Origin of the sequence: Deinococcus multiflagellatus (assembly GCF_020166415.1) — a bacterium.
In the GTDB taxonomy this organism is placed as follows: Bacteria; Deinococcota; Deinococci; order Deinococcales; family Deinococcaceae; genus Deinococcus; species Deinococcus multiflagellatus.
Window position 1 is genome coordinate 246,337 of sequence record NZ_JAIQXV010000001.1, and the last position, 24,960, is coordinate 271,296.

Sequence of the window (24,960 nt, forward strand, 5' to 3'; positions counted from 1 at the left end):
CGAGTGTCCCTGAGCCGCGCCCGACGTGAAGGCGCCCTTCTGCCCCGTTCACGTCCCGCTCCCACCTCTCACCTACCCTCGCCCCATGAAGATTTCACGGTTTATGCCCCTGGAGCCCATTCTGGCCCGCATGGGCGCCCAGACCACCACCGACCGCGAGGCCCTGATCATGCGCGACCTCCTGAGCGATGCCCACGACGGCCACGCCCTGGACGACCTGCCCGAAGAGGAGTGGCTGCGCCTGATGGGCCTGATGGAGCAGCGCAAGCTCCAGGCCGACCCCGGAATGCGCTAACGGTGGAAAAGTAACGGAGGGGGCGGCAGAGTTGGTTCTCTACCACCCTTACTTCAATTCCAGGCCGTTCATCGCCTCAATCAGCTTCAGCGCGGCCGTGTGGTCGGCGTCTGGGCCCACCACGCCGGCTGCGCCGCGCACCAGGGCCGCCACCTGCGCCAGCACAGGCGCGCTGCCCTTCACGGCGCCCGTCAATTCGGCGGCAATCCCGGCATCCTTGGCCAGCAGCCCCAGGGCAAAGGTGGCGGGAAACTCGCGCGTCAGCACCCGCTGGCCGATCAGGTTCTCGGTGGCGTTGCTGCGCCCGCTGCTGGCGTTGATCACGCCCAGGGCCGCGCCCAGGTCCACCCCCGCGCGCCCCAGCACCGCCAGCCCCTCGCCCGCCGCCCACAGGTTCACGGCCAGCAGGGCGTTGTTCACCGCCTTCACCGCGAAGCCCGCGCCGCTGCCGCCCACATGCACCACCTTGCCTGCAAAGGCCAGTTCCGGCGCCACGCGCTGCAGGGCCACTTCGTCCCCACCCACCATGACCGTCAGGGTGCCGGCCTGGGCGCCGTTCGTGCCGCCGCTCACCGGGGCGTCCAGAAAGGTCACGCCGCGTTCGGCCAGGGCCGCCGCCTGCCGCCGCGCGGCCTCCGGGTGCCCGCTGGTGCAGTCCACCCACACGGTGCCGGGCCGCAACCTGGGGGCCAGTGTGGTCAGCACCTCGTCCACCTCGGCGCTGGTGGGCAGGCAGGTGAGCACCATGTCGGCCTGGGCGGCCCCGCTCAGATTCACCGCCTCGCTGCCGTGCTGCGCCGCGTGCGCCGCCGCCCGCGCGGCCGTGCGGTTCCACACCAGCGCGCGGCCCCCCTGCGCCGCCGCCCGCTGTGCCAGATGCGCCGCCATGGGAAAACCCATCGCGCCCAGTCCCAGAAATGCCGTGGTGGTCATGCCCGCAGGCTAGTGCATGAACCCGTGGCGGGCTTCACCGTTGCCCAGCCCCCTGTGCTGCACCCGGGAGGCGCTTCCAGACTGCCGTTCAACTCCGGACCATCTGGAACAGCACCGGATGTTTCTTTCCTGCGGCGTTTTCCAGATTCACTTCCTGGGAATCCGCTGTTTTTTCCCTTTGGCCGAAGACATTCCGTGGCCCGTTTCGGAATGTCCCCGAAGTCGGCTCACCCCTTCTCGTTGGGCAACTGCCACTCGCTGGCCCCCGCGCCAAAGCGCTCGCGCAGAAAGCGGCCCTGGGTGAGCAGGCGGTCGGCGGCGGCATGGTCGCGCCGGACGGCCTCGCGCACGCCGTCGTCCAGCAGGGTCAGTTGCTCCTGCAACAGCACCTCGGCCGGCTGGCCCTGGCGCAGCAGCACCCCCCGGGCCTCCGGGGTCAGCTGCAGGTAGGCGCGCAGGGTTTCGGGCAGGTACTCCGCGCGCGTTTGCGTCAGCAGGAACGTGGTGCGGGCGTCGTTTCCCTCATGGGCCAGGGCGTCAGCCACGCGGCACAGCAGCGCCCACGCCTGGGTGCGGGCCGGCTCAGGCAGCCGCAGCGCCAGCGTCTCGGCGGCGTCGGGGATGGGGGCGGGCAGAGCGGGGGCCGCCGCCGGCTCGGGCAGGGCCGCTCGCCGGCCCGCTGGCAGCGCCCGGCCGCGCTTGGTGGTGTTGTCCACGTACACGATGCCCGCGATCCCGGCAAAAATGACGATCAGAACCAGAATGGCGCTCACGGCTCAGTTGCCGCTCTTGGGTTTGGTCAGGTTTCCCACGTCCAGCAGGAAGTTGCCGTCGCTGGGCAGCATCACGGTCTGAATGCCAGGGGCCAGCTTCTCGGCCACCGTCAGCTGAATCAGCTGCGGATTCTCGCGCAGGGCCCGCCCGCGCAGCGACAGCGCCTCGGCCTCGCCGCGCGCCTTGGCCACCGACGCCTTGGCCGCGCCCTCGGCCTCCACCACCGCGCGCTGGGCGCTGATGTTGGCCTGCTGCAGCCGGTTTCTTTCCACGGCCACCTGCTGCTCGGCCGTCTGCTTCTGCTCAATGGCCTTGGCGATGCTGTCGGGAATGCGCAGTTCGCGCAGCAACACGCTGTCGAGCACCAGATTGTTGCGCTCGAAGACCTGCCGCAGCGCCGCCGTGATGCTGGCCTCCACCGCTTGCCGCTGCGTGCTGATGATGTCGGCGGCGCTGAACTGCCCGATGGCGTCGCGCACCTTGCTGCGCACCTGGGGCCGAATCACGGTCTGCAGGTAGTTGCGCCCCAGTTCCTTGTGCAAAATGGCCGCCTTGGCCCGGTCAATGCGGAACTGCACCGTCACGTCCGCCGTGATGTCCAGCCCCTCCTTGCTGCGCGCCCGGATGGCCCCCTCATCCCCGTCGTTGACGTTGTGGGCCAGCGTCACTTCCTGCAGGCGGGCGTCGTAAAGGTTCACCCGGTCCACGAACGGCACCAGAAAGTGAATGCCTTCTTGCAGCACGCCACCCTTGACCCCGCTCAGCGCACTGAACACCACGCCCACGTAGCCCGCCGGAATGACCTTCACGCTCTGGCCCACCAGCAGCGCGGCCACCACGAGCCCACCCACCGCCAGCGCCACCCCTCGCCCGGGCGGCTTCAGCCCCAGCGGCGTGCCTGCGCCCACCTTTCCCTTCACCCCATTGTCCGTCATGCCCCATGCTACGGGGCGGCGCGGGCGCCCGTTCCCACCTCGGCCGTTTCGGCCTCGCGCAGGTAGAACCACTGCCCGCCCTCCTGCCGGAACACGCTGCGCTCGCGGAAGCTGTAGCGCTCGCCGCCGGGCAGTTTCAGCTGCGCGGTGAATTCCACCTCTTCGCCCGCCGCGCGGTGAACGCGCAGGCCCACGTAGCGCGTGCCTGGCTGCAGCGTGAGCTCCGCCGGGCGCGTGTCCGGGTGCCATGTGCGCAGCACGTACCCGGCGTCCCCCAGCGCGTAGGCGCAGTAGCGCGAGCGCATCAGCGCTTCCGGGCTCTGGGCCGCCGCGCCCGCGTGCAGCGGCGAGCAGCAGTGGGCGTAACTGCGCCCAGACCCACACGGGCACGATTTGAACGGGGGAAAGGCCAGCGCCATGCGCCCACCCTAGAGCATTTGCCCCCCGCCTGCGGCCCGGCGCGCCGCGCGGCATAATCAGAACCCATGACCGCGCCCGCCCCCATCACCTCCCTGCAAAATCCGCAGATCAAGCGGCTCGTGCGCCTGCGCGAGCGGCGCGAACGCGAGCGCAGCGGCACCATCCTGATCGAAGGCGCGCGCGAACTGTCCCGCGCCCTGCAAGCCGGCGTGCGCCCCGAAAGCGTGTTTTCCTGCCCCGCCCTGCACAGCCCCGAAGCCGCCGCGCTGGCCCCCACCCTGGGCCCGGTCACCGAACTGAGCCGCGCCGCCTTTGACAAGGTCAGTGGCCGTGAGCACCCCGACGGCCTGCTGGCCCTGGCCCCCACACCGCACCCCACGCTGCCCGAACCCGGGCCCCAGGCGGTCACGGTGGTCCTGCACGGCCTGGAAAAACCCGGCAACGTGGGCGCCATCCTGCGCAGCGCCGACGCCGCCGGGGCCCACAGCGTGCTGGTGCTGGGCCGGGGCGCCGACCCCTACGGCCCCAATGTGATCCGCGCCTCGCAGGGCAGCGTGTTTGCCCTGCCGGTGGCGGTGCTGGACGAGGCAGAGGCCCTGGCGTGGCTCTCGGCGCGCGGCTTTACCACCTTTGCCTGTACCCCCGACGCCCCGCGCACCTACTGGGACGCGCCCCTGACGGGCCGCGTGGCCCTGCTGCTGGGCACCGAGCACGAGGGCCTGCCCGGCGAGTGGCGCCGCGCCGACCACGCCCTGAGCATTCCCATGCAGGGCCGGGGCGCCGATTCCCTGAATGTCGCCACCGCCGCCGCCCTGATGCTGTACGAATGCGCCCGCCAGCGCCGCACCCCGCAACAGGAGGCCGTATGAGTGATCCCTACCGCGACTGGCTCAAGGCCCGCCTGAGTGTGGAACTGGGCGTGCGCGAAGCCGAGCAGGCCGTGCAGGGCGCCATTCAGCGCCGGGGCTGGCCCGCCCTGCGCGCCCTGGGTCCCCGTGACGTGGTGGCCGTGCTGCAGGACGTCTACACCCTGATGCAGAGCACCTACGGCGACGCCCGCGCCGACAAGTGGCTGGAGAGCACCACCCTGGACCTCGCGCGGTTTGCCGAAACCGTGCCGGTGCCCGCGCAGCCCACCCCCGGGCCGATTGCCCCGGCCCCAGGCCCGATCAAGTGGGGCCGCCGGGCCCACGACCTGCCGCTGCTGCTGGCCCGCTCGCACGCCGAGATCGCCGGGCGCAGCCTCGCCGCCATTCGCCAGAACCCGGACCTGCGCGCCCTGGAGCGCGCCGCCGAGTGGGACGTGCAGGCGACCCAGGCCGAAGTGAGACGCTGGGAAACCGAGGAAATGCTGAGCAAGCTGCGCGCCGACCACGCCCGCATTGAGGTGGCCGATCAGGTGGCCGCCGCCGCGGCCCAGAGCGAACTGCTGCAGCTGAACGTGGCCGAACTGGACGAAGCCGCCCGCGCCGGGCAGCCGGTGGCCGGGCAACTGGCCCACACCCGCCTGATGGCCAGCCAGACCGCCGCCTTTCTGGAAGCCTTTACCCCCCTCATTGACCTGAGCGACGCCGACACGCCCCTGACGATGCTGGACCTTGACCTGAATACCGCGCGCTTTTCCCTGGGCGTGCCGCTGCACCCCAACGTGCTGCGCGCCCGCCACGCCCTGAACTACGCGCAGTGGCAGGCGGGCGAGGCCGGCGAGGGGGCCCCGCAGGTGGCCCAGGCGCAGCGCGCCCTGCACGCCGCCCAGCAGGAAGCCCAGGCCCAACTGGACGCCACCCTGGGCGCGGCCCGCGCCCACCAGGCCGCGCTGCGCGACCTCGCCGCCAAGGTGGAGACCCTGGAGCGGCGCGCCCTGCAGGTTTCAAGTCTGGGTGCCGACGCCCTGAGCCTCGCCCGCGTGCGCCTGGAGTGGCGCCAGACCCGCACGGCTGCGCGCGTGCAGGCCCACCGCCTGGAAGAAGCCCTGCGCCTGCTCGAAGCCCTGGTCAGCGAGGGCTAGCGTTCAGGGCAAAATCGGTAGGGCCCCAGGGACAGTGCCTGGGGCCCTCCAGTATGAACAGAGCAAGTGCTGGCCGTCGCTTGGGCAGGACACTTGTGTGGGAACCACCGGTCGTCCTTAGGCCGAGCGCCGCCCCGTGGCCTCACCGGGCCCTGGCACCCGCACGATGGTGACCATGTAGCGCCCGAGGGCCTGAATAGCCGAGTAGAACCGGTCAAAGTCCACCGGCTTGACCACGTAACTGGCAGCAAAAGCCTCGTAGGAGCGCAGAATGTCCTCTTCGGCCTCGCTGGTGGTCAGCATGATGACGGGAATGGTCATCAGCTGGGGGTCGCGCTTGATCTCGCGCAGAAACTCCAGGCCGTTCATGCGCGGCATGTTGATGTCCAGCAGAATCACATCTGGCCGGGGCATGGCGCCGGGGGTGCGCAGGCGCTCCAGCGCCTCGACCCCATCACGCGCCACAGACAGCTCATTGGTGATGCCCGCTTCGGCAAACGCCTCCTGGGTCAGCAGGATGTCCGGCTCGCTGTCCTCGACCAGAAGAATCTGAATGGCGGTGGGGGGCGGGGTGTCGTGCGTCATCGGTCAAACCTCTAAAAAGAACGTTGGCGGGCTGACGGTGCGCCGCCCTGATCTGTAGTGTGGCAGCGCTGACTGAGCCCTGACCCCAGCTCGACTTTAGGGTCCGACGAGGTGCTCTTGAGGCTCCCTTGAAGCCTTCGTCAGCTTGGGGCCTGGGCCGTAGGCTGGGGGCCATGAGCACGCCTCCGCTGAACGTCTTGCAGTACGCCCTGGTGGGCGGCGCCGCCTTCCGCGCCCCGGCCGAGTTGCTCGCTGGCCTCACCTGGGCCGACGCCCAGCGCCCTGTGCCGGGCGTGCCCTACACCCTGGCCGGGCTGCTGGTGCATCTTGCCGTGACCACCCGCGCCAGTCTGGACCTTGCCTCAGGGCGCGCGCAGGGGTGGCCCGAAGGTTTGGCAGTCTGGCCCGAGGAACCCGTCAATGAAGCTCAGTTCAACCACGCCCTGACCGAGTTGCAGGTGGCCCTGCCCGAAGCGCAGCTGCTGGCCCAGGACCCCTCCCAGCGCGCCCGCGACATCCTGACCGATCTGGCCGCCCACAGCGCCTACCACTGGGGTCAGGTGGCCCTGCTGCGCCGCCTGTACGGCACCCTGCCTGAGCCCGGGTGAACAGCCGTACTCGCTCTCCCACCTTCCCCGACCCCAACAAACGTCTGTTAGCCTGCAATCCATGACCTGGCTCAAGCAGCGGCAGTTTGGCGACGTGCGCGTGCATTCCCTCACCGATGGGCAGTTTCGCCTCGACGGCGGCGCCATGTTCGGCAGCGTGCCCAAGGTGCTGTGGGAACGGGTGGCCCCCGCCGATGAACTCAACCGCATCCGCCTGCGCATCAACCCTTTGCTGATTCAGCTGGGCGGCGAGAACATCCTCGTGGAAACCGGCTTCTGGGACCAGGGCGGCGAGAAGTTCGAGGCCATGTACGCCCTTGAGCGCGACGAAAGCGTTTTTCGCGGCTTAGGCGCCGTGGGCCTACGCCCCGAGGACATTCACCTCGTGATCAACACCCACCTGCACTTTGACCACGCCGGGCGCAACGTGACCCTGAGCGGCGAGCCCACCTTCCCCAACGCCCGCTATGTGGTGCAGCAGCAGGAGTTGCATGACGCCCGCCACACCCACGAACGCAACCGCGCCAGCTATGTGCCGGCCACCATTGACCCCATTGCCGACGCGGGGCTGTTCGAGGTGGTGGACGGCGAACACGAGTTGCGCCCTGGCCTCAGCGTTCTGCCCCTGCCCGGCCACAACCTGGGCCAGCAGGGCGTGGTGCTGCGCGCCGGCGGGCAGATGCTGGTGTACGTGGCCGACCTGATCCCCACCCTGGCCCACGCACCGGTGCCGTACATCATGGGCTACGACCTGTACCCGGTGACCACCCTGGAAACCCGCAAGCGCTACCTGGGCCAGTGGTTTGAAGAAGGCGCCGTCATCTGCACCCCCCACGACCCCGAGGTTGCCTTTGCCCAGTTGCAGGCGAATCCGAAGGGCGGTTTTGTGCTGAAAGGCGGTGAGTAGGCAGTGGAAAGTGGGAAGTGGGACCACCCTGGCCTTTTCCACTCACCACGCTCTACTCACACCCTACGCCGGGTGCAGCCCCGCGAACTCCAGCCCCGTCGTCTCTGGCCACCCCAGGGCCACGTTCAGGCTCTGAATGGCGTGGCCGGCCGTGCCCTTGACCAGATTGTCAATGGCGCTCATCAGGACCACGCGGCCGGTGTCCATGTCCATCTCGAAGCCCAGGTCGCAGTAGTTCGTGCCGTCCAGCAGCATGGGGTCCGGGTAGCGGTGAATGCCCCGGGCCACCTTCACGATGCGGATAAACGGCTCCTGGCCATAGACCTCGCGGTAGGCGCTCCACACGTCGCGGTCGCTGTAGCCGTCGGGAATCCAGGCGTGGGCGGTGGTCAGGATGCCGCGCACGCGCGGCGTGGAGATGGCCGTCAGGTGCAGCGGAAAGTGCCCGGGGAGTTCCTGCTGCGCCTCGGCGGTGTGGCGGTGGCCCACCGGCTTGTACACCCGCAGACTGCCCGCCCGCTCCGGGTGGTGGCTGCCGTCCGTGGCGCTGGCCCCCGCCGCGCTGGACCCTACCAGCCCGGTGGCAATGATGTCCCTCGGCAGCAGCACGCCCAGCTTCAGCAGCGGGTATAGGGCCAGAATCACGCTGGTGGCAAAGCAGCCCGCGCAGGCAATCCGGGTTGCGCCGCGCAACGCCTCGCGGCGCAGCTCCGGGTTGCCGTACACCCATTCATCCAGCCGCTCCGGCGTGGGGTGCGGCTCGCCGTAGGTGGCCTGATACACAGCCGGGTCCTTCAGCCGGAAATCGGCCGACAGGTCCACGATCACCCGCGCCTTGCCCTCGAATTCCGCCAGCCGTTTGGCGGCGTGCCCGTGCGGCAGCGCCAGCACCAGAATGTCGGCTTCATCTAACTCGGCCGCCTTGCGGAACTTAAGGTTGGTGCGCCCGCGCAGGTTGGGATGCACCAGACTGACCGGCGTGCCGGCGCTACGCTCACTGGTTACCTGCGTGACCTGCAGGTGCGGGTGCCCCAGCGCCAGCCGCAGGAATTCCCCGCCTGCGTATCCGCTGCCCCCCACAATGGCGACCGTCTTCTGCTCGTGTAGGCTCATCGCCCCGCAGCATAGCCCGGGGGAGGGTGACCTGTAGAGTGACAGCTATCCCCTGTCTTTATCTGCCAAACGAAAAGCCGCCCCGGGGGAGGGGCGGCAAAGAGGAGGTTGGGTTTACGCTTTGGCCGGGGTACCCGTCTTGCGGCGGACCTTCCATTCCTCGAAGTACACCACCAGCGGCGCCACGATGTAGATGCTGGAGTACGTGCCCACCAGGATGCCCACCAGCAGCACGAGTGAAAAGTCGCGCAGCACCGGGCCGCCGAAAATCAGCAGGCTCAGCAGCGGCAGCATGGTGGCCACCGAGGTCATGACCGTGCGCGAGAGCGTCTGGTTGATCGAGGCATTCACGATCTCGCGGTAGGGCCGCCCGCGCATCTCGCGGATGTTCTCGCGGATACGGTCAGAGACGATGATCGAGTCGTTCAGCGAGTAGCCGATCAGGGTCAGCAGGGCCGCCACGCTGGCAATCGTAAATTCCAGCCCCAGCAGCGAATACAGCCCCATCACGATGCCCACGTCGTGCAGCACCGCCAGAATGCTGCCCAGGCCCATCACGAAGTCAAAGCGGAAGCCCACGTACACCAGAATCAGGCCCATGCCCACCAGCACGGCGTAGAGGGTCTTCTGGGTGAGTTCCTGGCCCACCGCCGGGCCCACCGTTTCATCCGACAGTTTCTCGCCCTGCGGCAGTTTGGTGATGGCGGCCGAAACGCGGTTGATCTCGTCGCGGTTCAGTTCGGGCACCTTGATGGTGTACGACGCCCCTTCCAGGCCCGGGGTCACGGTGCGCTGAATCACCGTGCTCTGCGGGTTCACCTTCTGCACGCCCGCCCCGGTGGCGGCGGCGCGCACCTGCTCGGTGGAGGTGGCCGCGCTGGTCTTGACCGAGATGGTGGTGCCGCTGGTGAAGTCCACGCCGAAGTTCAGGCCGCGTGTGGCCAGAATGCCGCCGCCCACAATCGCCAGCAGCACGCTGAGGCTCGTGATGATCGGCGCCGGGCGAATAAAGTCAATGCGCGGGTTGGTGATCCACTGCGGCGCGCTCATGTTGGGCCTGCGCTGCGCCAGCCACTGAATGAACCACTTGGCGAACACGAGGTTCGAGAAGGTGGAGGCCACCACGCCGATCATCAGGGTCACGGCGAAGCCTTTGACGGCGCCCGTGGAGTAGGTGTATAGCGCCAGCGCCGAGAGCAGGTGCGAGGCGTTCACGTCCAGAATGGCCGCGGTGGAGTGGTCGTAGCCTGCCCCGATGGCGTTCTTGATGCCCTTGCCCCTGCGCAGCTCTTCCTTGATGCGCTCAAAGGAAATCACGTTGCCGTCCACGGCCGCGCCGATGGTCAGCACCAGACCCGCGATGCCCGGCAGCGTCAGCGTGGCGCCCAGGCCCGCCAGCAGGCCGATAATCACGATGCTGGAAAACAGCAGGCCCAGCGCGCCCACCAGGCCGAACCAGAAGCCGTAGTACACGAACAGCAGCACGAAGACCATGCCGATGCCCACCAGCGCGGCAATGGCCCCGCTGCGAATGGCGTCGGCGCCCAGCGTCGGCCCGATGGCCTGCTCGGCCTCCGTCTTGATCTTGATGGGCAGCGCGCCCGATTTGAGCACCAGCGCCAACTGCTGCGACTCGGTGGCATCGAAATTGCCGGTGATCTGCACGTCACGGAAGAGGCGCTGCTGAATGGTGGCCACCGACTGGATCTGGTCGTCCAGCACCACGGCCATCAGCTTGCCCACGTTCTTGCCGGTGAAGTCGCCAAAGGTCTGCGCGCCCTTGTCAGTGTTCTGGAAGGTCACCAGCCAGCGCCCGGTCTGCGGATCGGTGGCGGCCCGGGCGTCCTTGATCACTTCACCGGTGGCGGCCACCGGTCCCAGCTGCGCCAGGGTGTAGCCCCCGGTGCGCGGGTTGCGGGCCTGCAGGGCCTGATCCGGCTGCGCGCCGTCCTGCACCACGCGGAATTCCAGGCGCGCGGTCTGCTTGATGATGTTGCGCGCCCGGTCCTGCACCGCCGGGGTGGCGCCAGGGATCTCCACGACCACGCGCTTGCCGCCGGCAATGGTCACCGTGGGTTCGGCCACGCCCAGCGCGTTGATGCGGTTTTCGATCACCGTCTTCACCCGGTCCAGCTCTTCACGGGTGGCGGTGCCGCTTTCGGGGGCCAGCTCAATACGCAGCCCGCCCTTGAGGTCCAGGCCCAGCGTCATGAACTGGAACTTGTCGCCCCACAGGGACCACAGGTTGTCGCGGTGTTCCCAGGGGCGCCAGATGTACAGCAGGCTGGCGAGCAGGGTCAGCACCAGCAGCAGGCCGGTCCAGGGATTGGGTCGGCTGGCGGTGGGGGCCGCGCGTTTGGTCGGGGTGCGGCGCCCGTCTTTGTTTCGGTTGTTGCCGTAAGTCACAGGAAAAACTCCAGAGGTTCAGAATGAAATGGGGATTAAGAGGGCAGGAAGCGCCCTGGGCGCGTGTTCCGGGGACCAGCAGGCCCCCCTGTGCGCCGGGCGTCGCCCGGCGGTCAACCCTCCGGCCTAGCCCCCGTCTGTCTGCCGGCGGCCCAGCTCGCTCAGGCGGGGGCGCCGCAGCGGGGCCTGCCACGCCAGCGGCGCGGCGGGCGCCCCCAGGCGCACCGTGGGCAGCACCAGCGGCTCGGGCGGGGTGCCGGCCGTCATGGGCACCGGCGCCCCAGGCGGTGAGGCCGGGCGCAACTCCGGCAGCGCGGGGGTCAGGCGCCCGGCGGCGCTTAGGCCCCCGCTGTCGGGCGGCAGCGTGGGCGCCGTGCCCAGCAGCACCGCCAGCAGCGAAATCAGCGAGACCAGCCCAGGCCACGCGCGGGCCACAGGCCGCCACGTTAGAAAAAAGCCACTCCGGTCTCGCAAGGCGACCCAGCATAGCGCACCCGGCGCTTTAGCCGCGACTTAACGGCGTGCCCGCACACTGCCGCCTGTGGGAAAGGGCCCTTCCCACCCCGCCCGCCCCGCGTCCGCGCCCTCTTTCCAGGAGTGTTCCCCATGAAACGACTGCCCTTGATTGCCCTCGCTGCCCTGCCCCTTACCGCTGGCGTGGTGCTGGCCGGCACCGTGACCGCTGGCGCCCCCGCCCGCAGCGCCCCCGCCGCCCAGGCACAGCCCCAGACCCCCCAGCCGGGCCCCCGCACTCCGTCTGGCACCAACTACGGCGACGTGTACCTGCAAAAGCTGGCCGCCACACTGGGCGTCACCGTGGACAAACTGCGCGCCGCTGCGGTCTCGGCCGGCAACGCCACCATTGACCAGGCGGTGAAGGCCGGCGACGTGCCCAGCGACCGCGCCGCCGAGATGAAAGCCCACCTGCAAGACCACCCCCTGGGCTTCGGCCGGCGCGGCTTTGGCGGCCCTGGTGGCCGGGGCGGGCCGGGCCATGACTACGACCACGGCCCGCGCGGCGCCCTGCCGGGCAGCCAGGGGCAGGCGGCCCCGGCGTCTGGCACCCCGAGCGGCACTTGAGGCTTTAAAAGCCCTTCTCCCCTCAGGCCAGCTCAGGCGCGGCCCAGCAGAGGAGAGGGGCCAGAGGGGCCGCCCATCGTCCTCAGCCTTCCCAGGGTGGCCCCTGTCCCCCCAGCTGAGGGAATAAGAAGTACCCCCAGATCCACCTACACCCAACGGCAAAGCGGCGGAGGACTGTTCCCTCCGCCGCTTTCCTGTCGCCCTTACTTCAGCAGTTGCCGGCTGATCACCACGCGCTGAATCTCGTTGGTGCCCTCGTAAATCTGGTTCAGTTTCACGTCGCGCAGCAGCTTTTCCACCGGGTACTCGCCCACGTAGCCGTAGCCGCCGTGAACCTGAATGCCCTCGTTGGCGGCGTTGAACGCCATCTCGCTGCAGTACGCCTTGGCAATGGCGCTTTCAAAGCCGTGCGGCAGGCCCTGGTCCACCAGCCACGCGGCCTTCTGGTACATCAGGCGGCCCGTCTCAATGCCCATCGCCATTTCGGCCAGCTTGAACTGAATGGCCTGGAAGGTGGCAATCGGCTTGCCAAAGGCCTCGCGGTCCTTGGCGTACTTGATGCTCTCTTCCATGGCCCGCCGGGCAATGCCCACCGAGCCCGCCGCCACCGGAATACGGGTCTTGTCCAGCGTCTTCATGGCAATCTTGAAGCCGTCGCCCAGGCCGCCCAGCTGGTTCTCGCGCGGCACCCGCACGTTCTCGAACACCAGTTCGCTGGTCAGCGAGGCGCGCTGCCCCATCTTGTGCTTAATTTTGTTCCAGGAAAAGCCGGGCGCGTCCTTGGGCACCACCAGCGCCACCGTGGCCTTGTGCCCGCCCTGCTTGTCGGTGGTGGCGAACACCACGGTGAATTCGGCCAGCCCGCCGTTGGAAATCCACATCTTGGTGCCGTTGATCACCCACTCGTCGCCGTCCAGCACCGCAGTGGTGCCCATCGCCGCCGCGTCCGAGCCGTTGTTGGGCTCGCTCAGCGCAAAGGCCGCCAGCCCCGCCTTCGCGGTCAGCGGGCCCAGGAAGCGCTTCTGCTGCTCCTCGGTGCCGCCGATCAAGACCGGGGCAATCCCCAGCTCAGAGGCCATCAGCACCGTGTAGATGCCCATGCAGCCGTAGGCCAGTTCCTCGCCAATCAGGCACTCGTCGAACATGCCCAGCCCCAGGCCGCCCGCGTGCTCGGGAATGCTGGGATTGAGCAGGCCCACTTCAAAGGCCTTTTCCACGACCTGCCAGGGCAGTTCTTCCTTCTGGTCGTATTCGGCGGCAATCGGAATGATTTCCTTGCGGGCAAAATCGCGGGCCAGCTGCTGCAACTGGCGCTGTTCATCGGACAGGGTGAAATCCATGCGAGACTCCTTGAAGGGTGGCCGCCCACAGGCGGGCGAGACCAGAGGTTTGAACTGGGTTCAATCTATCAGGCAGCTGGGCCTTCCACAGCAGCCCAGCAACTGACCAAGAAACAAAAACTTCACGATCTGGCAAAATCGTGAATCTATTCACTTAGTAGCGCAAGACAAAGGGCGGGGAAGTCCCGCCCATGAGCCCGCTTACGCCTGGGGCTGCTGCGCCTGGGGCACGAAGCCCTCCAGCGCGGCGTAGTCGTCCTGGAAGTGCATCAGCACGCCGCCAAACAGCGTGTCGAAGGTTTCCTGGGGCATTTCGGCCAGGGTGGGGTAGAAGCCCACGTATTCCAGCCACACGTTGCCGTCGGCGTCAATGCTGCGGGCAAAGGCGCGCTCGCGGTTGCGGTCGTTGAGCATGTTCACGACTTCCACGCGGCGGTCACCGTACTGCTTCTGGGTCACGCAGGTGATCTCCAGGCGGCTGGTGTTGTTCGGGCCGTCGTTCACGCTGACCAGCACGGCCGCGTCGCCCATCTCGAAGCGCCAGCCCATGCGGATGAAGCGCTGACCGTTGTTCTCTTCCATGTCCAGCTGGACTTCCTTGTCCTTCAGGTACTTCGCCAGGGTGTCCAGGGTCAGCAGCGCCGTTTCCATCGTCATTGAAACCATCCTCCTCGGTGGGTGAAGCACATCAGCAAATCGTCTGTCTGTGGTTGAAACCCGGCGCGATTCTAACACCCGCCCGGGTCAGGCTGGGGCTCAGGGCCGGCTCAGGACCGTCAGGGTCACGGGCGCCACCCCTTCGCTGAGCATCCCCAGCGCGGCGGCGGCCTCGTTCGACAGGTCAATGATCCGCGCGCCGTTGCCAAAAGGCCCCCGGTCGTTGATCAGCACGTCCACACTGCGCCCGGTGCGCGCGTGCGTCACCCGCACCCAGGTCCCAAAGGGCAGCGTGAGGTGCGCAGCCGTCATCACCGTGCGGCTGTCGCGCCGGCCGCCGTAGTACACCGCCTGCCCGCGCTGAAACACGCTGGGCGCCGGCGCACTCATGGCCCGCACCGTGGCGGGCCGGGCCGGAATGGCCGCTACCGCCCCGCCCCCGCTGGCCGGCAGCTGCACCGTGGCCCCAGCGCGCAGCAGCCCGCCGCCCCCGTTCAGGGCCTGCAGGGCCGCCACGCTCACCCCGCTGCGCCGCGCGAGGCTCCACCATGTGTCACCCGGCTGCACCCGGTAGGGCGTGGCGCCCGCGGCCCCCAGCAGCGCACAGGCCAGCAGCAGCGCCGCCCTCAAAGGCGCTCCTTCTCGCTGTGGCTCAGGACCTCATGGCCGTCATCCGTGACCAGCACCAGATCCTCAATGCGCACGCCGCCCACGCCGGGCAGATACGCGCCGGGCTCAATGGTGATGACCATGCCCGCCTGGAGCACATCCTCGCTGACCTTGCGCAGCCCCGGGCCCTCATGCACGTTCAGGCCAATGCCGTGCCCCAGCGAGTGCGCAAAAGCCTCGCCCAGCCCGTGCCCGGTGAGCAGGTCGCGCGCCAGTTTGTCCAGGTCGGCCGCCCGCACGCCGGGCCGCACCGCCGCCACCGCCGCTTCTTCGGCCTCCAGCACCGCGCGGTACACCCGGCGCAGCTCCTCGCCGGGCTCGCCCACGGCCACCGTGCGCGTCATGTCGCTGTGGTAGCCGCGCAGCCGCGCGCCCATGTCCACGGTCACCAGTTCGCCGTCCTCAATCACCCGCGCCGAGGCCACCCCGTGCGGCATCGCCCCGCGCGGCCCGCTGGCCACGATCACGTCAAACGCCACCGTCGCCCCCGCCCGGCGCAGGCGCGTTTCGATCTCAATGGCAATGTCCAGCTCGCGCACCCCCGCCCGGATGAGCGGGCGCACCTCGGCAAACACCTGATCGGCCAGCGTCTGCGCGTCGCGGATGGCCTCAATTTCCACCGCCGTCTTGACCATGCGCAGCTCGCGCAGCACCGGCCCCAGCGGCTCCAGCGCGGCGCCGGGCCAGTATTCGCGTAGTTCGTCGAGCGCCGCCACCGTGAGGTGCTCGGCCTCAAAGCCGATCCGCAGTCCCGCCACCTGCGCGGCGGCGTGCTCCAGGGTTTCCGGCGGGCGCGCAATAAAGGTGGGCACGCGCGTTTCTTCCTGCGCCTGCACCTCGTAGCGGGCGTCGGTGTACAGCGTCACGCCGCCCGGGGTGAGCAGCAGCTTGGCGTCGGCGCCGCTGGTGAAGCCGCTGAGCAGCCGGATATGGGCCGGCTCGCTGATCCACGCGCCGCCCAGGCCAGCCCTGCTCAGCGCCGAGCGCATCTGTTCCAGTTGAGTCATGACCGGCCCACGGTAACACGGCCTGCCGCTGCGCCCCTCCTCTTGTCCCCGGTCTGGGGACAGCCGGGACGGGGCAATCCCCGGTGCGCTTATACTCATCTCTTGGGACAAACGAAAACGGCCTCACAGTCTGGGGCCCCACTCCCCCAAGGAGGGATCAGTCGTGAAACTTCACGAATACCAGGGTAAGGAAATCCTGCGCCAGTTCGGCGTGAACGTTCAGGAAGGCAAAGTCGCCCGCACCCCCGACGAGGTGCGCCAGATCGCGCGCGAATACGGTCAGCCGGTGGTCGTCAAGGCCCAGGTGCACGTGGGCGGGCGCGGCAAGGCGGGCGGCGTGAAGTTCAGCCCCACCGAAGACAAGGCCTATGAAAACGGCGAGAAGATCCTGGGCATGGACATCAAGGGCCTGACCGTCAACAAGGTTCTGGTCACCAAGGCCGTGGACATTGACGCCGGCACCGAGTACTACGTGGGCATGATCGTGGACCGCAATGTCCAGAGCTACACCCTGATGGCCAGCGCCGAGGGCGGCATGGAAATTGAGGAAGTGGCCGAAGCCACCCCGGAAAAGATCATCAAGCACCGCGTGGACCCCGTGACCGGCCTGCGCCCCTACGAGGCGCGCGAAGTGGCCCTCAAGGCCGGCTTCAAGGGCAACCTCAACAAGATTGCCGACATGATGGTCAAGATGAGCGAGGCCGCGCTGAAGCGCGACGCCGTGCTGGTCGAGATCAACCCCCTGTTCGTGGGCCCTGACGGCACCCCGCTGGCGCTCGACACCAAGTTCGAGATTGACGACAACGCCATGTACCGCCACAAGGACCTGGCCGACTGGCGCGAACTGGAAGCCGAGCACCCCCTGGAAATCGAAGCCAGCAAGTACGGCTTTGCCTACGTGAAGCTCGACGGCAACGTGGGCGTGCTGGGCAACGGCGCCGGCATCGTGATGACCTCGCTGGACGTGGTCAACCGCGCCGGGGCCAAGCCCGCCAACTTCCTGGACATCGGCGGCGGCGCCAAGGCCGAGGTCGTGTACAACGCGGTCAAGCTGGTCAGCAAGGACAGCGACGTGAAGGCCATTTTCATCAACATCTTCGGCGGCATCACCCGCGCCGACGAGGTGGCCAAGGGCGTGATCCAGGCGCTGAACGAGGGCATTCTGACCAAGCCCGTGCGCATGCGCATTGCCGGCACCGCCGAAGACGAAGCCAAGGCGCTGCTGGCCGAAGTCAACAGCCCCCTGATCCAGATGTACCCCACCATGTTTGAGGCCGCCGACGAGGCCGCCAAGGAGGCGAACAAGTAATGGGTATCCTCGTCAATAAAGACAGCAAGGTCATCGTGCAGGGCATGACCGGCCGCGAAGGCGCGAGCCACTCCCGCGCCATGCGCGATTTCGGCACCCAGGTCGTGGCGGGCGTGACCCCCGGCAAGGGCGGCACCGACTTCGAAGGCTGGCCCATCTACAACTCGGTGGCCGAGGCCAAGGAAAAGCACGGCGCCAACGTGTCCATCATCTTCGTGCCCCCGGCCGGCGCCGCTGACGCCGTGCTGGAAGCCGCCCACGCCGGCATGCCCCTGATCGTGCTGATCACCGAGGGCGTGCCCACCGTGGACATGATGCGCGCTGTGCAGGAAGTCAAGGCCCTGGACGCCCAGAGCCGCGCCGCTGGCGGCGAAGGCATTCGCCTGATCGGCGGCAATTGCCCCGGTCTCGTGACCAACGGCGAAGCCAAGGTGGGCATCATGCCCAACAAGATCTACGCCAACCCCGGCCGCATTGGCCTGATCAGCCGCTCCGGCACGCTGACCTACGAAGCGGCCAAGCTGCTGAACGACGCCGGTATGGGCACCAGCACCACCGTGGGCATCGGTGGCGACCCCGTGATCGGCACCACCTTCGCCGACGTACTGCCCCTGTTCGAGGCCGACGAAGGCACCGACGCCGTGGTGGTCATCGGTGAAATCGGCGGCGCCGACGAGGAAGCCGCCGCCGAGTACATCGCCGCCAACATGAGAAAGCCCGTCGTGGCCTTTATTTCTGGCCGCAGCGCGCCTGCCGGCAAGCGCATGGGCCACGCCGGCGCCATCATCATGGGCAACGTGGGCACCCCCGAGAGCAAGCTCGCCGCCTTCAAGGCCGCGAACGTGCCGGTGGCCGACACCATGCCCGAGATCGTGGACCTGGTCAAGCAGGCGCTGAACAAGTAAGCGCACCTTCTGAAGGGGGCGAGCCTGGTTCCATGCCAGGCTCGCCCCCTTCTTCCCCCCGCCCACCCGTGAAGACCCCGTCAGCTTGCGTCACCCACCCGTCAGCGCGGCGCGTAGACTGAAGGCATGACCCCGCGTGCTCTTTTGCCCCTCACCCTTCTGCTCGCGGCCCAGGCCTCGGCCCTGACCATTCAGGGCACCGTGGAGGGCGCCGCCAGCAGCGACCTGCGCGTCGCGGCGGTGGTGGTCAACCCCTTTGGCCAGGCCGTGCAGGAGGTCTCCAGCGTGCCCGTTGACGGTGGCCGTTTCCGCCTGGAACTGCCCACCACAGCGCCCACCGCCCGCGCCCAGGTGACTCTCACCCCGCAGAACGTCAACTGGCCCGGCGTGATTGACCCCATTCAGGTCAGCTCCCAGGCCCAGGTCGCCGAGCTCAAGTTCTTCACCTACCGCGACCTGAACAACAACGGCCGCCGCGACGAGAACGAAGCCCTGCGCGATGTGCAGCCCGAAACGGACCGCGGCACCCTCTTCGTCGCGTGGGTCAACACCGACGTGACGGTGAAGGCGAACCGCGGCTATGAGGCGGCCTTCAAGCGCGGCTGGAATGCCTTCCTGGTGGATGTGGGCCGCGCCGTCAAGGTGCAGCCCTTTGCCGATGCCACTGTGGTCACGGTGCGCTTGGCGCGGTAAACCGACTGGAAAGCAGGCGGCCAAGTCAAGGCTGCCTTCTTTTCATTTGCGATAGGGGGAACAAAATCTTCACAACCTAGTGTAATCGTGAATATATTCACTAGATGTGTGAATGTCCAGGAGACAGGGCAGGCGAAAGAACACCCACCCTTGCTCGCCCTTCGCTCACGCCACCGTGCGCTCGTAGGCCCTCAGATACTGCGGCACGATCAGGCGGGGGTGAAAGCGGTTCACGGCGGCCTCTCGCCCAGCCGCGCCCATCTGCCGGTACAGCTCCTGGTTGCGCAGCACGCGCAGCGCCGCGTCGGCCATGTGGTCCACGTCGCCCACCTCGGCCAGGAAGCCGGTCACACCTTCTTCCACCACCTCAGGAATCCCGCCGGCCCGCGCGGCCACCACCGGCACCTCGCAACTCATGGCCTCCAGGGCCGCCAGCCCGAAGCTCTCCTGCTGGCTGGGCAGCACAAAGAGGTCGCTGATGCCCAGCACGGTCTCCACATCCGGAAAGGAGCCCAGGAAGTGGGTGCGGCCAATAACCCCCAACTGCTGGGCCAGCTCGAAGGCGCGCGGGCGCTCCGGGCCGTCCCCGATCATCAGCAGGCGGGCCGGTATCTCGCTGGCCACGCGGGCAAACACCTGCACCACATCCGCCGCGCGTTTCACCGGGCGGAAGTTGCTGACATGCACCAGCAGCGCCTCGTCCGGGTGGGCGAAGCGGGCGCGCACCGCCGGGTCAGTCACGCGCACAAAGCGGTCGCTGTCCACAAAGTTGTGAATCACCTCAATCTCGCGCTCCACGCCGAAGACTTCGCGGGTGTGCTGGGCGAGGTAGTGCGACACCGCCGTGACATGGTTGCTGCACTCAATGGCGTGCCGGGTGGTGTGCCGGAACGCCGGTTCCAGACCCACCAGCGTGACATCGGTGCCGTGCAGGGTGGTCATCACCCGCGAGCGCCCCGTGATGCCGCGGGCGTGAATGGCCGCCGTGGCGTGTGGAATGGCGTAGTGGGCGTGGGCCAGTTCCACGCCGTGTTCCAGAATCACCTCGGTGAGCGTGTTGGCGGCCGCCAGCTCGGGGTAAGGCTGATCAAACAGCGCGTAAGCGTAGCCGCTGACCTGGTGAAAATAAGGCCCACGCATGCCCCCCGCCCCTGCCAGCCGGAAGGGTTGCGCCGAGCCCACGAAATGCACCTCGTGGCCGGCGCGCGCCACCTGCAGGCCCAGTTCGGTGGCGACCACCCCAGACCCACCGGCACTGGCGTGGCACAACACGGCCACTTTCATGGGCGCTCCGGAAGCAGGCAGGGGCAGGGGAGAGCGGACGCGTTCATGAGTGCGAAGTATAGTCGCCTGCTGGCCCGGCAATCGTCTGAGGTCATCCCATCCGGACAGCCGGCCGACATGAAAAATGCCCTCTGACACAACTCTGACAGAGTTGGTGCGGGGCGTTAAGACGCGGGGGGCAATCAGGGGCAAAGGGAGATACTTCACAACGGCCTGGGTGTGAAACGCCTAAAACGGGGTTCATGATCGCCGTCGTCACCGATTCCACCTGCGACTTGCACCCGGACCAGGCCAGGCAGCTTGGGCTGCATGTGGTGCCGCTGCAAATCACCATGCAGGGCCGCACCCTGCTCGACTGGCAGGAGGTGGACCCGGACGCCGTGTACGACCACATGCGCGCGGGTGGTGAAGCCACCACCACCCCTGTTCCCGCCGCCACCTTTGCCGACCTGTACCGCTCGCTGCTCAAGACCCATGATTCGGTGCTGAGCGTTCACCTCTCGGGGCAGCTGTCTGAAACGTTCAAGCATGCCCAGCAGGCCGCCGCCAGCCTGGGCGAAGGCGGGCGCGTGCTGGTGATGGACAGCGAGGTCGCGGGCGCCCCCCTGGCCGAGATCGCCATGGCCGCCAGCGCCGCGGCCCAGCAGGGCGCCGACCTCAAGACAGCCGCCGCGCGGGCGCAGTCCACCGGGCAGGCCCAGTACGCCGAGATGAGTGTGGCCTCGCTGGAATACCTGCGCCGCGGCGGCCGGATCAGCCGCACGCAGGCTTTTTTTGGCAACATGCTGGGGGTGCGGCCCATCCTGCAGTTTGAGGGGGGCCGCCTGAAGCCTGCCCGGCGCGCCAAGGTGGACCAGGCGGCCGGGGACATGCTCGCCAGCCTCAAGGCCCGCTTCGGCACCACCCCGGTGAGCGCCACCATCATGCACGCCGGGCGCGACGCTGCCCGCATCAGCGCCCTGCACAGCGCCATGACCGCCAGCGGCCTGAATGTGCAGAAGGGCCGCGTGCAGCTGATGGGCCCGGTGATCGGCGCCCACGTGGGGCCCGGCACCTTCGGCTTCTCGGCCGTGCCACTGGAATAAAGAGAGGGGAGGAGACGGTGGCGCCGCGCTGGGGATAGCCCGCGCGGCGCTCTGTGTTGGTGCGGTGGGCGAGGTGACTGGCCTCACGTGGAAACGGTGGTGGTCGCAGGTATCGCAGAGCTTGGTGGCCAACCCTGCAAGGCAGGCAGGAGAAGGTCAACCGCCCCCAGCATCCTGCCTGTGCCTGCCTGCAGGAGGGGGCCAACTCGGCCGCAGCCACCCCCCGCTGCCCACAAAAGAGGCAGGCCGGGTCACCCCGACCTGCCTCACTGCACCGTCACGCCTCAGTTGTGGCTGACGACCTCCAGCCGTTCCAGATACGCGGTGCCGCCTTCCAGTTCGGCCGCAAAGCCGTCCGCCGGGCCAAACACCAGCGTCTCGGCCAGCGTTTCACTCATCAGGTATTCCTGCCACGCCTCGGCGGCTTCCCGCGCGTCGCCGCTCAGGTCCAGGTGCAGGGCGATGCGGTCTTGCACCTCAAAGCCCGCCTTCTTGCGCGCGTCCTGCACCCCGCGCACGAGGTCACGGGCCAGGCCCTCCAGTTCCAGCTCGCGCGTCAGCGTGGTGTCAAAGGCCACCAGATAGCCGGCCTCCTCCTGGGCGGCAAAGCCCTCGGGCGACTGGGCGTCCACCAGCACCTCGTCGGGCCCCAGCTCAAAGCGCTCGCCCGTGGGGGCCACCACCTCAAACTGCTTGCCGTCGCGCACGAAGCGGGCCACCTCACTGGCGTCGGCCGCCCCCAGGGCCGCGCGCACCTGCGGCACGCCCCGGCCAAACTTCTTGCCCAGCACCGGCAGATTCGGGCGCAGCTGGTAGCGCACCAGTTCAGTGAACTGGTCCATCAGCTCCACCTCCTTGACGTTCAGCTCTTCTTTGAGCTGCTCGGCAAAGCGGCCCAGCGCCTGGGTCTGCTCGGCGGTGCGCGCCCGCACCATCACCTTGGGCAGCGGCTGACGCTGGCGCAGCCCTGTTTGCCCCCGCACCGCGCGCCCCAGGCTGACCACGCGCAGCACCGCGTCCATCTCGCCCACCAGGGTGGGGGCCGCCAGGGCCTCGTCCACCACTGGCCAGGCGGTCAGGTGCACGCTCTCCGGGGCGCCCGGGTCCAGGGACCGCACGAGGTTCCCGTACAGCGTTTCAGCCAGAAACGGCGTGAACGGCGCCGTGAGCTTGGTGACCGTCACCAGCGCAAAGTGCAGCGTGGCGTAGGCGTTGTGGTCCACCTGCCCGCCCTCGCCCCAGAACCGGCGGCGGTTACGCCGCACGTACCAGTTGCTCAGGTCCTCCACCACAAAGTCCTGCAGCGCACGGCTGGCGCCGGTGGGATCGTAGTTTTCCAGGCGCTCGGTGACCGTGCCGATCAGGGCCTGCACCTTGGCCACCAGCCAGCGGTCCACCTCCGGGCGCTGGGCCACCGGGGCGGCGGCCTGGAGGTCCGGCCGGTCCAGGTTGGCGTACAGCACGAAGAAGGAATAGGTGTTCCACAGCGTCAGGAAGTACGAGCGGAAGGCCTCGCCCACCAGATTCATGCCAAAGCGGCGGCTGAGTTCCGGCGGCGCCGAAACGTACATGTACCAGCGCGCGGCGTCGGCGCCGTACTGCTCGAACACGTCCCAGGGGTTCACCACGTTCCCCTTGCTCTTGGACATCTTCGCGCCCTTCTCGTCCAGGATGTGCCCCGAGCAGATCACGGACTTGTACGCCACCGAGTCAAAGACCATCGTGCCGATCTGGTGCAGCGAGTTGAACCACCCGCGCGTCTGGTCAATGGCCTCAGCGATGAAGTCGGCGGGAAAGCCGCCTGCCTCGAACCTGTCCTTGTTCTCGAATGGGTAGTGGTGCTGCGCAAAGGGCATGGCGCCCGAGTCGTACCACACGTCCATCACGTACGGCACGCGCCGGAAGGTCTTGCCGCCTACCTCAAAGGTGATGTCGTCCACGAACGGGCGGTGCGGATCAAAGTCCGGCCCCGTGAGTTCCGGGCGCCCGCTCAGCTCGGCCAACTCGGCGTAGCTGCCCACCACGCGGTACTCGCCGTCCTCGGCCTCCCAGATCGGCAGCGGCGTGCCCCAGTAGCGGCTGCGGCTGATGTTCCAGTCAATCAGGTTTTCCAGCCAGCCCCCGTAGCGCCCATTCTTGATGTGGGGCGGGTGCCAGCCGATGGTCTGGTTCAGTTCGATCAGGCGCGCCTTGAGGCGGGTGTTGTTCAGGTACCAGCTCTCGGTGGCGTAGTACATCAGCGGCGTGCCGCAGCGCCAGCAGTGCGGGTAGGCGTGCAGGAAGTTCTTCTCGCGCCACATCAGCCCCCGCGCGCGCAGGTCACGCACGATCTCGGTGTTCGCGTCGCGGAAGAACACGCCCTGCCACGGTCCAAAGCGGTGCTTGCCCTCGCTGTCCACGCCCACGATCACCGGAAAGCCGTAGTTCCGCGCCAGCCGCATGTCGTCCTCACCGAAGGCCGGCGCCGTGTGCACGATGCCCGTGCCGTCGGAATCGCTCACGTAGGTGTCCAGCCCCGACAGCCACACCGGCTTGCCCTCGCCCTCGGCCTCGTACGCCTCGGTGAACAGCGGCTCGTAGGCCACGCGCTCCAGCTCGGCGCCCCTGAACGTCCTGACCACCTCGGCCTCTTCACCCAGCACAGCGCCCTTCAGGCTCTGGGCCAGGATCATCACCTGCCCGTCCTTGTCCCGGGCGGCCACGTACGTGAACTCCGGGTGGATCGCCACGCCCACGTTGTAGGGCAGCGTCCACGGCGTGGTCGTCCACACCAGGAACGCCGCGCCTTCCGGCAGCCCCAGTGCCCCCGGGTCCTTCAGCCGGAACGGCACATACACGCTGGGGTCCTGAATATCCTTGTACCCCTCGCTGACTTCGGCGTTGGAGAGCGTGGTGCCGTCCTTGGGGCAGTACGGCGCCACCCGGAAGCCCTTGTACAGCAGCCCCTTTTCATCCAGTCCCTTGACGCTCCACCAGATGCTCTCGATGTAATCCTTGTGCAGCGTCAGGTAGGCGTCGTCCAGGTCCACCCAGTAGCCCATGCGCTCGGTAAAGCGCCGCCACTCGGCCTCGTACTCGAAGACGCTGGCGCGGCACTCGGCATTGAAGCGGTCAATGCCGTACGCCTCGACCTCGCGCTTGGAATTCAGGCCCAGCTTCTTTTCCACGCCCAGTTCCACCGGCAGGCCGTGGGTGTCCCAGCCCGCCTTGCGCGGCACATGGTAGCCCTGCATGGTGCGGAAGCGCGGAAACAGATCCTTGAAGCTGCGCGCCTGAACGTGGTGCACGCCCGGCTGTCCGTTGGCGGTGGGCGGCCCCTCGTAGAAGGTGAAGACCGGTCCATCCTTGGTCTGCGCCAGTGAGCGCTCGAAGATGCCCTTTTCCTTCCAGAAGGCCAGGATGTCCCCCTCCAGGGCAGGAAAGTTGGGGTTTTGCGGCACAGGTTTAAAGGTGGTCATAGGGACTCCAGAAGCAGGGAAGAGGTGAAAGGGAAAAAACCAGGGGAGCGGGGATCACCCGCGTCCGAATCTGCCCCCAACGGTGCACGGTGCTCATGCCTTCACCTCCAGAACAACAAAAAGCGGCGCGTCTCAGCTGATCTGCTGGGACGCGCCGCCTGGAAGCGTGTGCGTGGTACCACCCAACTTCGCCGCGTGCACGCGGCCTCGTTGCGGCCCTCTGCCGGGGGGTGTCCGGGCGGGTCTAGTCAGGCGCTCTGGCCCTTTCTTCCGCCGGCGCGGGAGGTGATCTTCCGTGGGTGCGGCTGGCTGGCCAGGCTCCCACCGTCCCTGACTCGCTCCGTGCTGCCCTGCGCCCCGTACTGTCCTCGCGGTCGCCTGTGTATTGTCTCCACCCCACACTGGGGTGGCTTCTCATGGTAGGACGCCCGGGGCCGAGCGGTCAATCTGATCCGCCCGCCGGGCCTGGACAGGGTATGCTCGGGGCCT

The 24,960-nt window shown here is 68.1% G+C and carries 24 protein-coding genes; 10 read left to right on the forward strand and 14 right to left on the reverse strand.

All coding sequences use genetic code 11. The annotated features are described in order from the left end of the window. Positions 1-85: 85 nt before the first annotated feature. Positions 86-295 (forward strand): hypothetical protein, encoded by a 210-nt coding sequence (locus K7W41_RS01175; protein ID WP_221088779.1) that lies wholly within the window; start codon positions 86-88, stop codon positions 293-295. 48 nt (positions 296-343) lie between these two features. Here the strand turns inward: K7W41_RS01175 and K7W41_RS01180 are convergent, their stop codons facing one another. The 4 genes from K7W41_RS01180 to K7W41_RS01195 form a co-directional block, all read right to left on the reverse strand. Next, on the reverse strand, positions 344-1,228 hold the full coding sequence (locus K7W41_RS01180) for an NAD(P)-dependent oxidoreductase (RefSeq protein ID WP_224603906.1): 885 nt from the start codon (positions 1,226-1,228) through the stop codon (positions 344-346). A gap of 227 nt (positions 1,229-1,455) precedes the next feature. Next, positions 1,456-2,001 (reverse strand): hypothetical protein, encoded by a 546-nt coding sequence (locus K7W41_RS01185; RefSeq protein WP_224603907.1) that lies wholly within the window; start codon positions 1,999-2,001, stop codon positions 1,456-1,458. Positions 2,002-2,004: 3 nt separating this feature from the next. Beyond that, on the reverse strand, positions 2,005-2,937 hold the full coding sequence (locus K7W41_RS01190) for a prohibitin family protein (RefSeq protein WP_224603908.1): 933 nt from the start codon (positions 2,935-2,937) through the stop codon (positions 2,005-2,007). Between the two features lie 8 nt (positions 2,938-2,945). Beyond that, entirely contained in the window at positions 2,946-3,356 is a 411-nt protein-coding gene (locus K7W41_RS01195) for a YchJ family protein (RefSeq protein WP_224603909.1), read from the reverse strand. Between the two features lie 66 nt (positions 3,357-3,422). Here K7W41_RS01195 and K7W41_RS01200 point away from each other — a divergent pair, with 66 nt between their 5' ends. Continuing rightward, the gene (locus K7W41_RS01200; RefSeq protein WP_224603910.1) at positions 3,423-4,226 is read left to right on the forward strand and encodes a TrmH family RNA methyltransferase; all 804 of its coding nucleotides are present in this window, start codon (positions 3,423-3,425) and stop codon (positions 4,224-4,226) included. Further along, complete coding sequence (locus K7W41_RS01205) at positions 4,223-5,365, forward strand: hypothetical protein (protein ID WP_224603912.1); 1,143 nt, start codon at positions 4,223-4,225, stop codon at positions 5,363-5,365. The genes K7W41_RS01200 and K7W41_RS01205 overlap by 4 nt, the downstream gene beginning before the upstream one ends. A 117-nt stretch (positions 5,366-5,482) precedes the next feature. Here K7W41_RS01205 and K7W41_RS01210 read toward each other — a convergent pair whose 3' ends face one another. Continuing rightward, a complete protein-coding gene (locus K7W41_RS01210) occupies positions 5,483-5,950 on the reverse strand; it encodes a response regulator (RefSeq protein WP_224603915.1) in 468 nt (155 codons plus the stop codon). Between the two features lie 173 nt (positions 5,951-6,123). On the opposite strand from K7W41_RS01210, the gene K7W41_RS01215 reads away from it, so the two are divergent. Together K7W41_RS01215 and K7W41_RS01220 are read left to right on the forward strand one after the other, a co-directional pair. Further along, a complete protein-coding gene (locus tag K7W41_RS01215) occupies positions 6,124-6,558 on the forward strand; it encodes a damage-inducible protein DinB (RefSeq protein WP_224603917.1) in 435 nt (144 codons plus the stop codon). Between the two features lie 61 nt (positions 6,559-6,619). After that, positions 6,620-7,465, forward strand: a complete 846-nt coding sequence (locus K7W41_RS01220; protein ID WP_224603919.1) for an MBL fold metallo-hydrolase — start codon at positions 6,620-6,622, stop codon at positions 7,463-7,465. 63 nt (positions 7,466-7,528) lie between these two features. On the opposite strand, the gene argC is transcribed toward K7W41_RS01220, so the two are convergent. The 3 genes from argC to K7W41_RS01235 all read right to left on the reverse strand — a co-directional run bounded on the left by argC (position 7,529) and on the right by K7W41_RS01235 (position 11,458). Beyond that, complete coding sequence (gene argC, locus K7W41_RS01225; RefSeq protein ID WP_224603921.1) at positions 7,529-8,578, reverse strand: N-acetyl-gamma-glutamyl-phosphate reductase; 1,050 nt, start codon at positions 8,576-8,578, stop codon at positions 7,529-7,531. Positions 8,579-8,692: 114 nt separating this feature from the next. Next, positions 8,693-10,984: a protein translocase subunit SecD gene (gene secD / locus K7W41_RS01230; protein WP_224603923.1), complete on the reverse strand. Its 2,292-nt coding sequence runs from the start codon at positions 10,982-10,984 to the stop codon at positions 8,693-8,695. Positions 10,985-11,110: 126 nt separating this feature from the next. Further along, entirely contained in the window at positions 11,111-11,458 is a 348-nt protein-coding gene (locus K7W41_RS01235; protein WP_224603924.1) for a hypothetical protein, read from the reverse strand. A 132-nt stretch (positions 11,459-11,590) separates the two neighbouring features. Here K7W41_RS01235 and K7W41_RS01240 point away from each other — a divergent pair, with 132 nt between their 5' ends. Beyond that, the gene (locus K7W41_RS01240; protein ID WP_224603925.1) at positions 11,591-12,064 is read left to right on the forward strand and encodes a hypothetical protein; all 474 of its coding nucleotides are present in this window, start codon (positions 11,591-11,593) and stop codon (positions 12,062-12,064) included. A 203-nt stretch (positions 12,065-12,267) separates the two neighbouring features. On the opposite strand, the gene K7W41_RS01245 is transcribed toward K7W41_RS01240, so the two are convergent. The 4 genes from K7W41_RS01245 to K7W41_RS01260 form a co-directional block, all read right to left on the reverse strand. After that, positions 12,268-13,404 (reverse strand): acyl-CoA dehydrogenase family protein, encoded by a 1,137-nt coding sequence (locus K7W41_RS01245; RefSeq protein ID WP_224603926.1) that lies wholly within the window; start codon positions 13,402-13,404, stop codon positions 12,268-12,270. 201 nt (positions 13,405-13,605) lie between these two features. Further along, entirely contained in the window at positions 13,606-14,061 is a 456-nt protein-coding gene (locus K7W41_RS01250; RefSeq protein WP_221088793.1) for a YbjN domain-containing protein, read from the reverse strand. A gap of 99 nt (positions 14,062-14,160) precedes the next feature. After that, entirely contained in the window at positions 14,161-14,691 is a 531-nt protein-coding gene (locus K7W41_RS01255; protein ID WP_224603927.1) for an RlpA-like double-psi beta-barrel domain-containing protein, read from the reverse strand. Next, a complete protein-coding gene (locus K7W41_RS01260; RefSeq protein ID WP_224603928.1) occupies positions 14,688-15,737 on the reverse strand; it encodes a M24 family metallopeptidase in 1,050 nt (349 codons plus the stop codon). Before K7W41_RS01260 ends, K7W41_RS01255 begins: the two co-directional genes overlap by 4 nt. A 163-nt stretch (positions 15,738-15,900) precedes the next feature. Between K7W41_RS01260 and sucC the strand changes: the two genes are divergently transcribed. From sucC to K7W41_RS01275, 3 genes are all read left to right on the forward strand, one after another. Further along, entirely contained in the window at positions 15,901-17,046 is a 1,146-nt protein-coding gene (sucC, locus tag K7W41_RS01265; protein WP_221088796.1) for an ADP-forming succinate--CoA ligase subunit beta, read from the forward strand. Further along, positions 17,046-17,951: a succinate--CoA ligase subunit alpha gene (gene sucD, locus K7W41_RS01270; RefSeq protein ID WP_224603929.1), complete on the forward strand. Its 906-nt coding sequence runs from the start codon at positions 17,046-17,048 to the stop codon at positions 17,949-17,951. The genes sucC and sucD overlap by 1 nt, the downstream gene beginning before the upstream one ends. 126 nt (positions 17,952-18,077) lie before the next feature. Beyond that, positions 18,078-18,644 carry a hypothetical protein gene (locus tag K7W41_RS01275; RefSeq protein ID WP_224603930.1) on the forward strand — a complete coding sequence of 189 codons (567 nt, stop codon included), beginning with the start codon at positions 18,078-18,080 and terminating at the stop codon, positions 18,642-18,644. Positions 18,645-18,809: 165 nt separating this feature from the next. On the opposite strand, the gene bshA is transcribed toward K7W41_RS01275, so the two are convergent. Then, positions 18,810-19,928, reverse strand: coding sequence for an N-acetyl-alpha-D-glucosaminyl L-malate synthase BshA (gene bshA / locus K7W41_RS01280; protein WP_224603931.1), 1,119 nt, complete (start codon positions 19,926-19,928; stop codon positions 18,810-18,812). 242 nt (positions 19,929-20,170) lie between these two features. Between bshA and K7W41_RS01285 the strand changes: the two genes are divergently transcribed. After that, a complete protein-coding gene (locus tag K7W41_RS01285) occupies positions 20,171-21,013 on the forward strand; it encodes a DegV family protein (protein WP_224603933.1) in 843 nt (280 codons plus the stop codon). A gap of 284 nt (positions 21,014-21,297) precedes the next feature. Here K7W41_RS01285 and ileS read toward each other — a convergent pair whose 3' ends face one another. After that, a complete protein-coding gene (gene ileS / locus K7W41_RS01290; RefSeq protein ID WP_224603935.1) occupies positions 21,298-24,471 on the reverse strand; it encodes an isoleucine--tRNA ligase in 3,174 nt (1,057 codons plus the stop codon). Positions 24,472-24,960: the final 489 nt, after the last annotated feature.

Bases quoted from the DNA above. Each gene is read 5' to 3' on its own strand.
- argC (WP_224603921.1), bottom strand. From the start codon at position 8,578: ATGAGCCTACACGAGCAGAAGACGGTCGCCATTGTGGGGGGCAGCGGA.
- K7W41_RS01205 (WP_224603912.1), top strand. From the start codon at position 4,223: ATGAGTGATCCCTACCGCGACTGGCTCAAGGCCCGCCTGAGTGTGGAA.
- ileS (WP_224603935.1), bottom strand. From the start codon at position 24,471: ATGACCACCTTTAAACCTGTGCCGCAAAACCCCAACTTTCCTGCCCTG.
- K7W41_RS01195 (WP_224603909.1), bottom strand. From the start codon at position 3,356: ATGGCGCTGGCCTTTCCCCCGTTCAAATCGTGCCCGTGTGGGTCTGGG.
- K7W41_RS01180 (WP_224603906.1), bottom strand. From the start codon at position 1,228: ATGACCACCACGGCATTTCTGGGACTGGGCGCGATGGGTTTTCCCATG.
- sucD (WP_224603929.1), top strand. From the start codon at position 17,046: ATGGGTATCCTCGTCAATAAAGACAGCAAGGTCATCGTGCAGGGCATG.
- K7W41_RS01245 (WP_224603926.1), bottom strand. From the start codon at position 13,404: ATGGATTTCACCCTGTCCGATGAACAGCGCCAGTTGCAGCAGCTGGCC.
- K7W41_RS01215 (WP_224603917.1), top strand. From the start codon at position 6,124: ATGAGCACGCCTCCGCTGAACGTCTTGCAGTACGCCCTGGTGGGCGGC.
- K7W41_RS01190 (WP_224603908.1), bottom strand. From the start codon at position 2,937: ATGACGGACAATGGGGTGAAGGGAAAGGTGGGCGCAGGCACGCCGCTG.
- K7W41_RS01275 (WP_224603930.1), top strand. From the start codon at position 18,078: ATGACCCCGCGTGCTCTTTTGCCCCTCACCCTTCTGCTCGCGGCCCAG.
- K7W41_RS01200 (WP_224603910.1), top strand. From the start codon at position 3,423: ATGACCGCGCCCGCCCCCATCACCTCCCTGCAAAATCCGCAGATCAAG.
- K7W41_RS01175 (WP_221088779.1), top strand. From the start codon at position 86: ATGAAGATTTCACGGTTTATGCCCCTGGAGCCCATTCTGGCCCGCATG.
- K7W41_RS01240 (WP_224603925.1), top strand. From the start codon at position 11,591: ATGAAACGACTGCCCTTGATTGCCCTCGCTGCCCTGCCCCTTACCGCT.
- K7W41_RS01260 (WP_224603928.1), bottom strand. From the start codon at position 15,737: ATGACTCAACTGGAACAGATGCGCTCGGCGCTGAGCAGGGCTGGCCTG.
- K7W41_RS01285 (WP_224603933.1), top strand. From the start codon at position 20,171: ATGATCGCCGTCGTCACCGATTCCACCTGCGACTTGCACCCGGACCAG.
- K7W41_RS01220 (WP_224603919.1), top strand. From the start codon at position 6,620: ATGACCTGGCTCAAGCAGCGGCAGTTTGGCGACGTGCGCGTGCATTCC.
- K7W41_RS01210 (WP_224603915.1), bottom strand. From the start codon at position 5,950: ATGACGCACGACACCCCGCCCCCCACCGCCATTCAGATTCTTCTGGTC.
- K7W41_RS01250 (WP_221088793.1), bottom strand. From the start codon at position 14,061: ATGACGATGGAAACGGCGCTGCTGACCCTGGACACCCTGGCGAAGTAC.
- bshA (WP_224603931.1), bottom strand. From the start codon at position 19,928: ATGAAAGTGGCCGTGTTGTGCCACGCCAGTGCCGGTGGGTCTGGGGTG.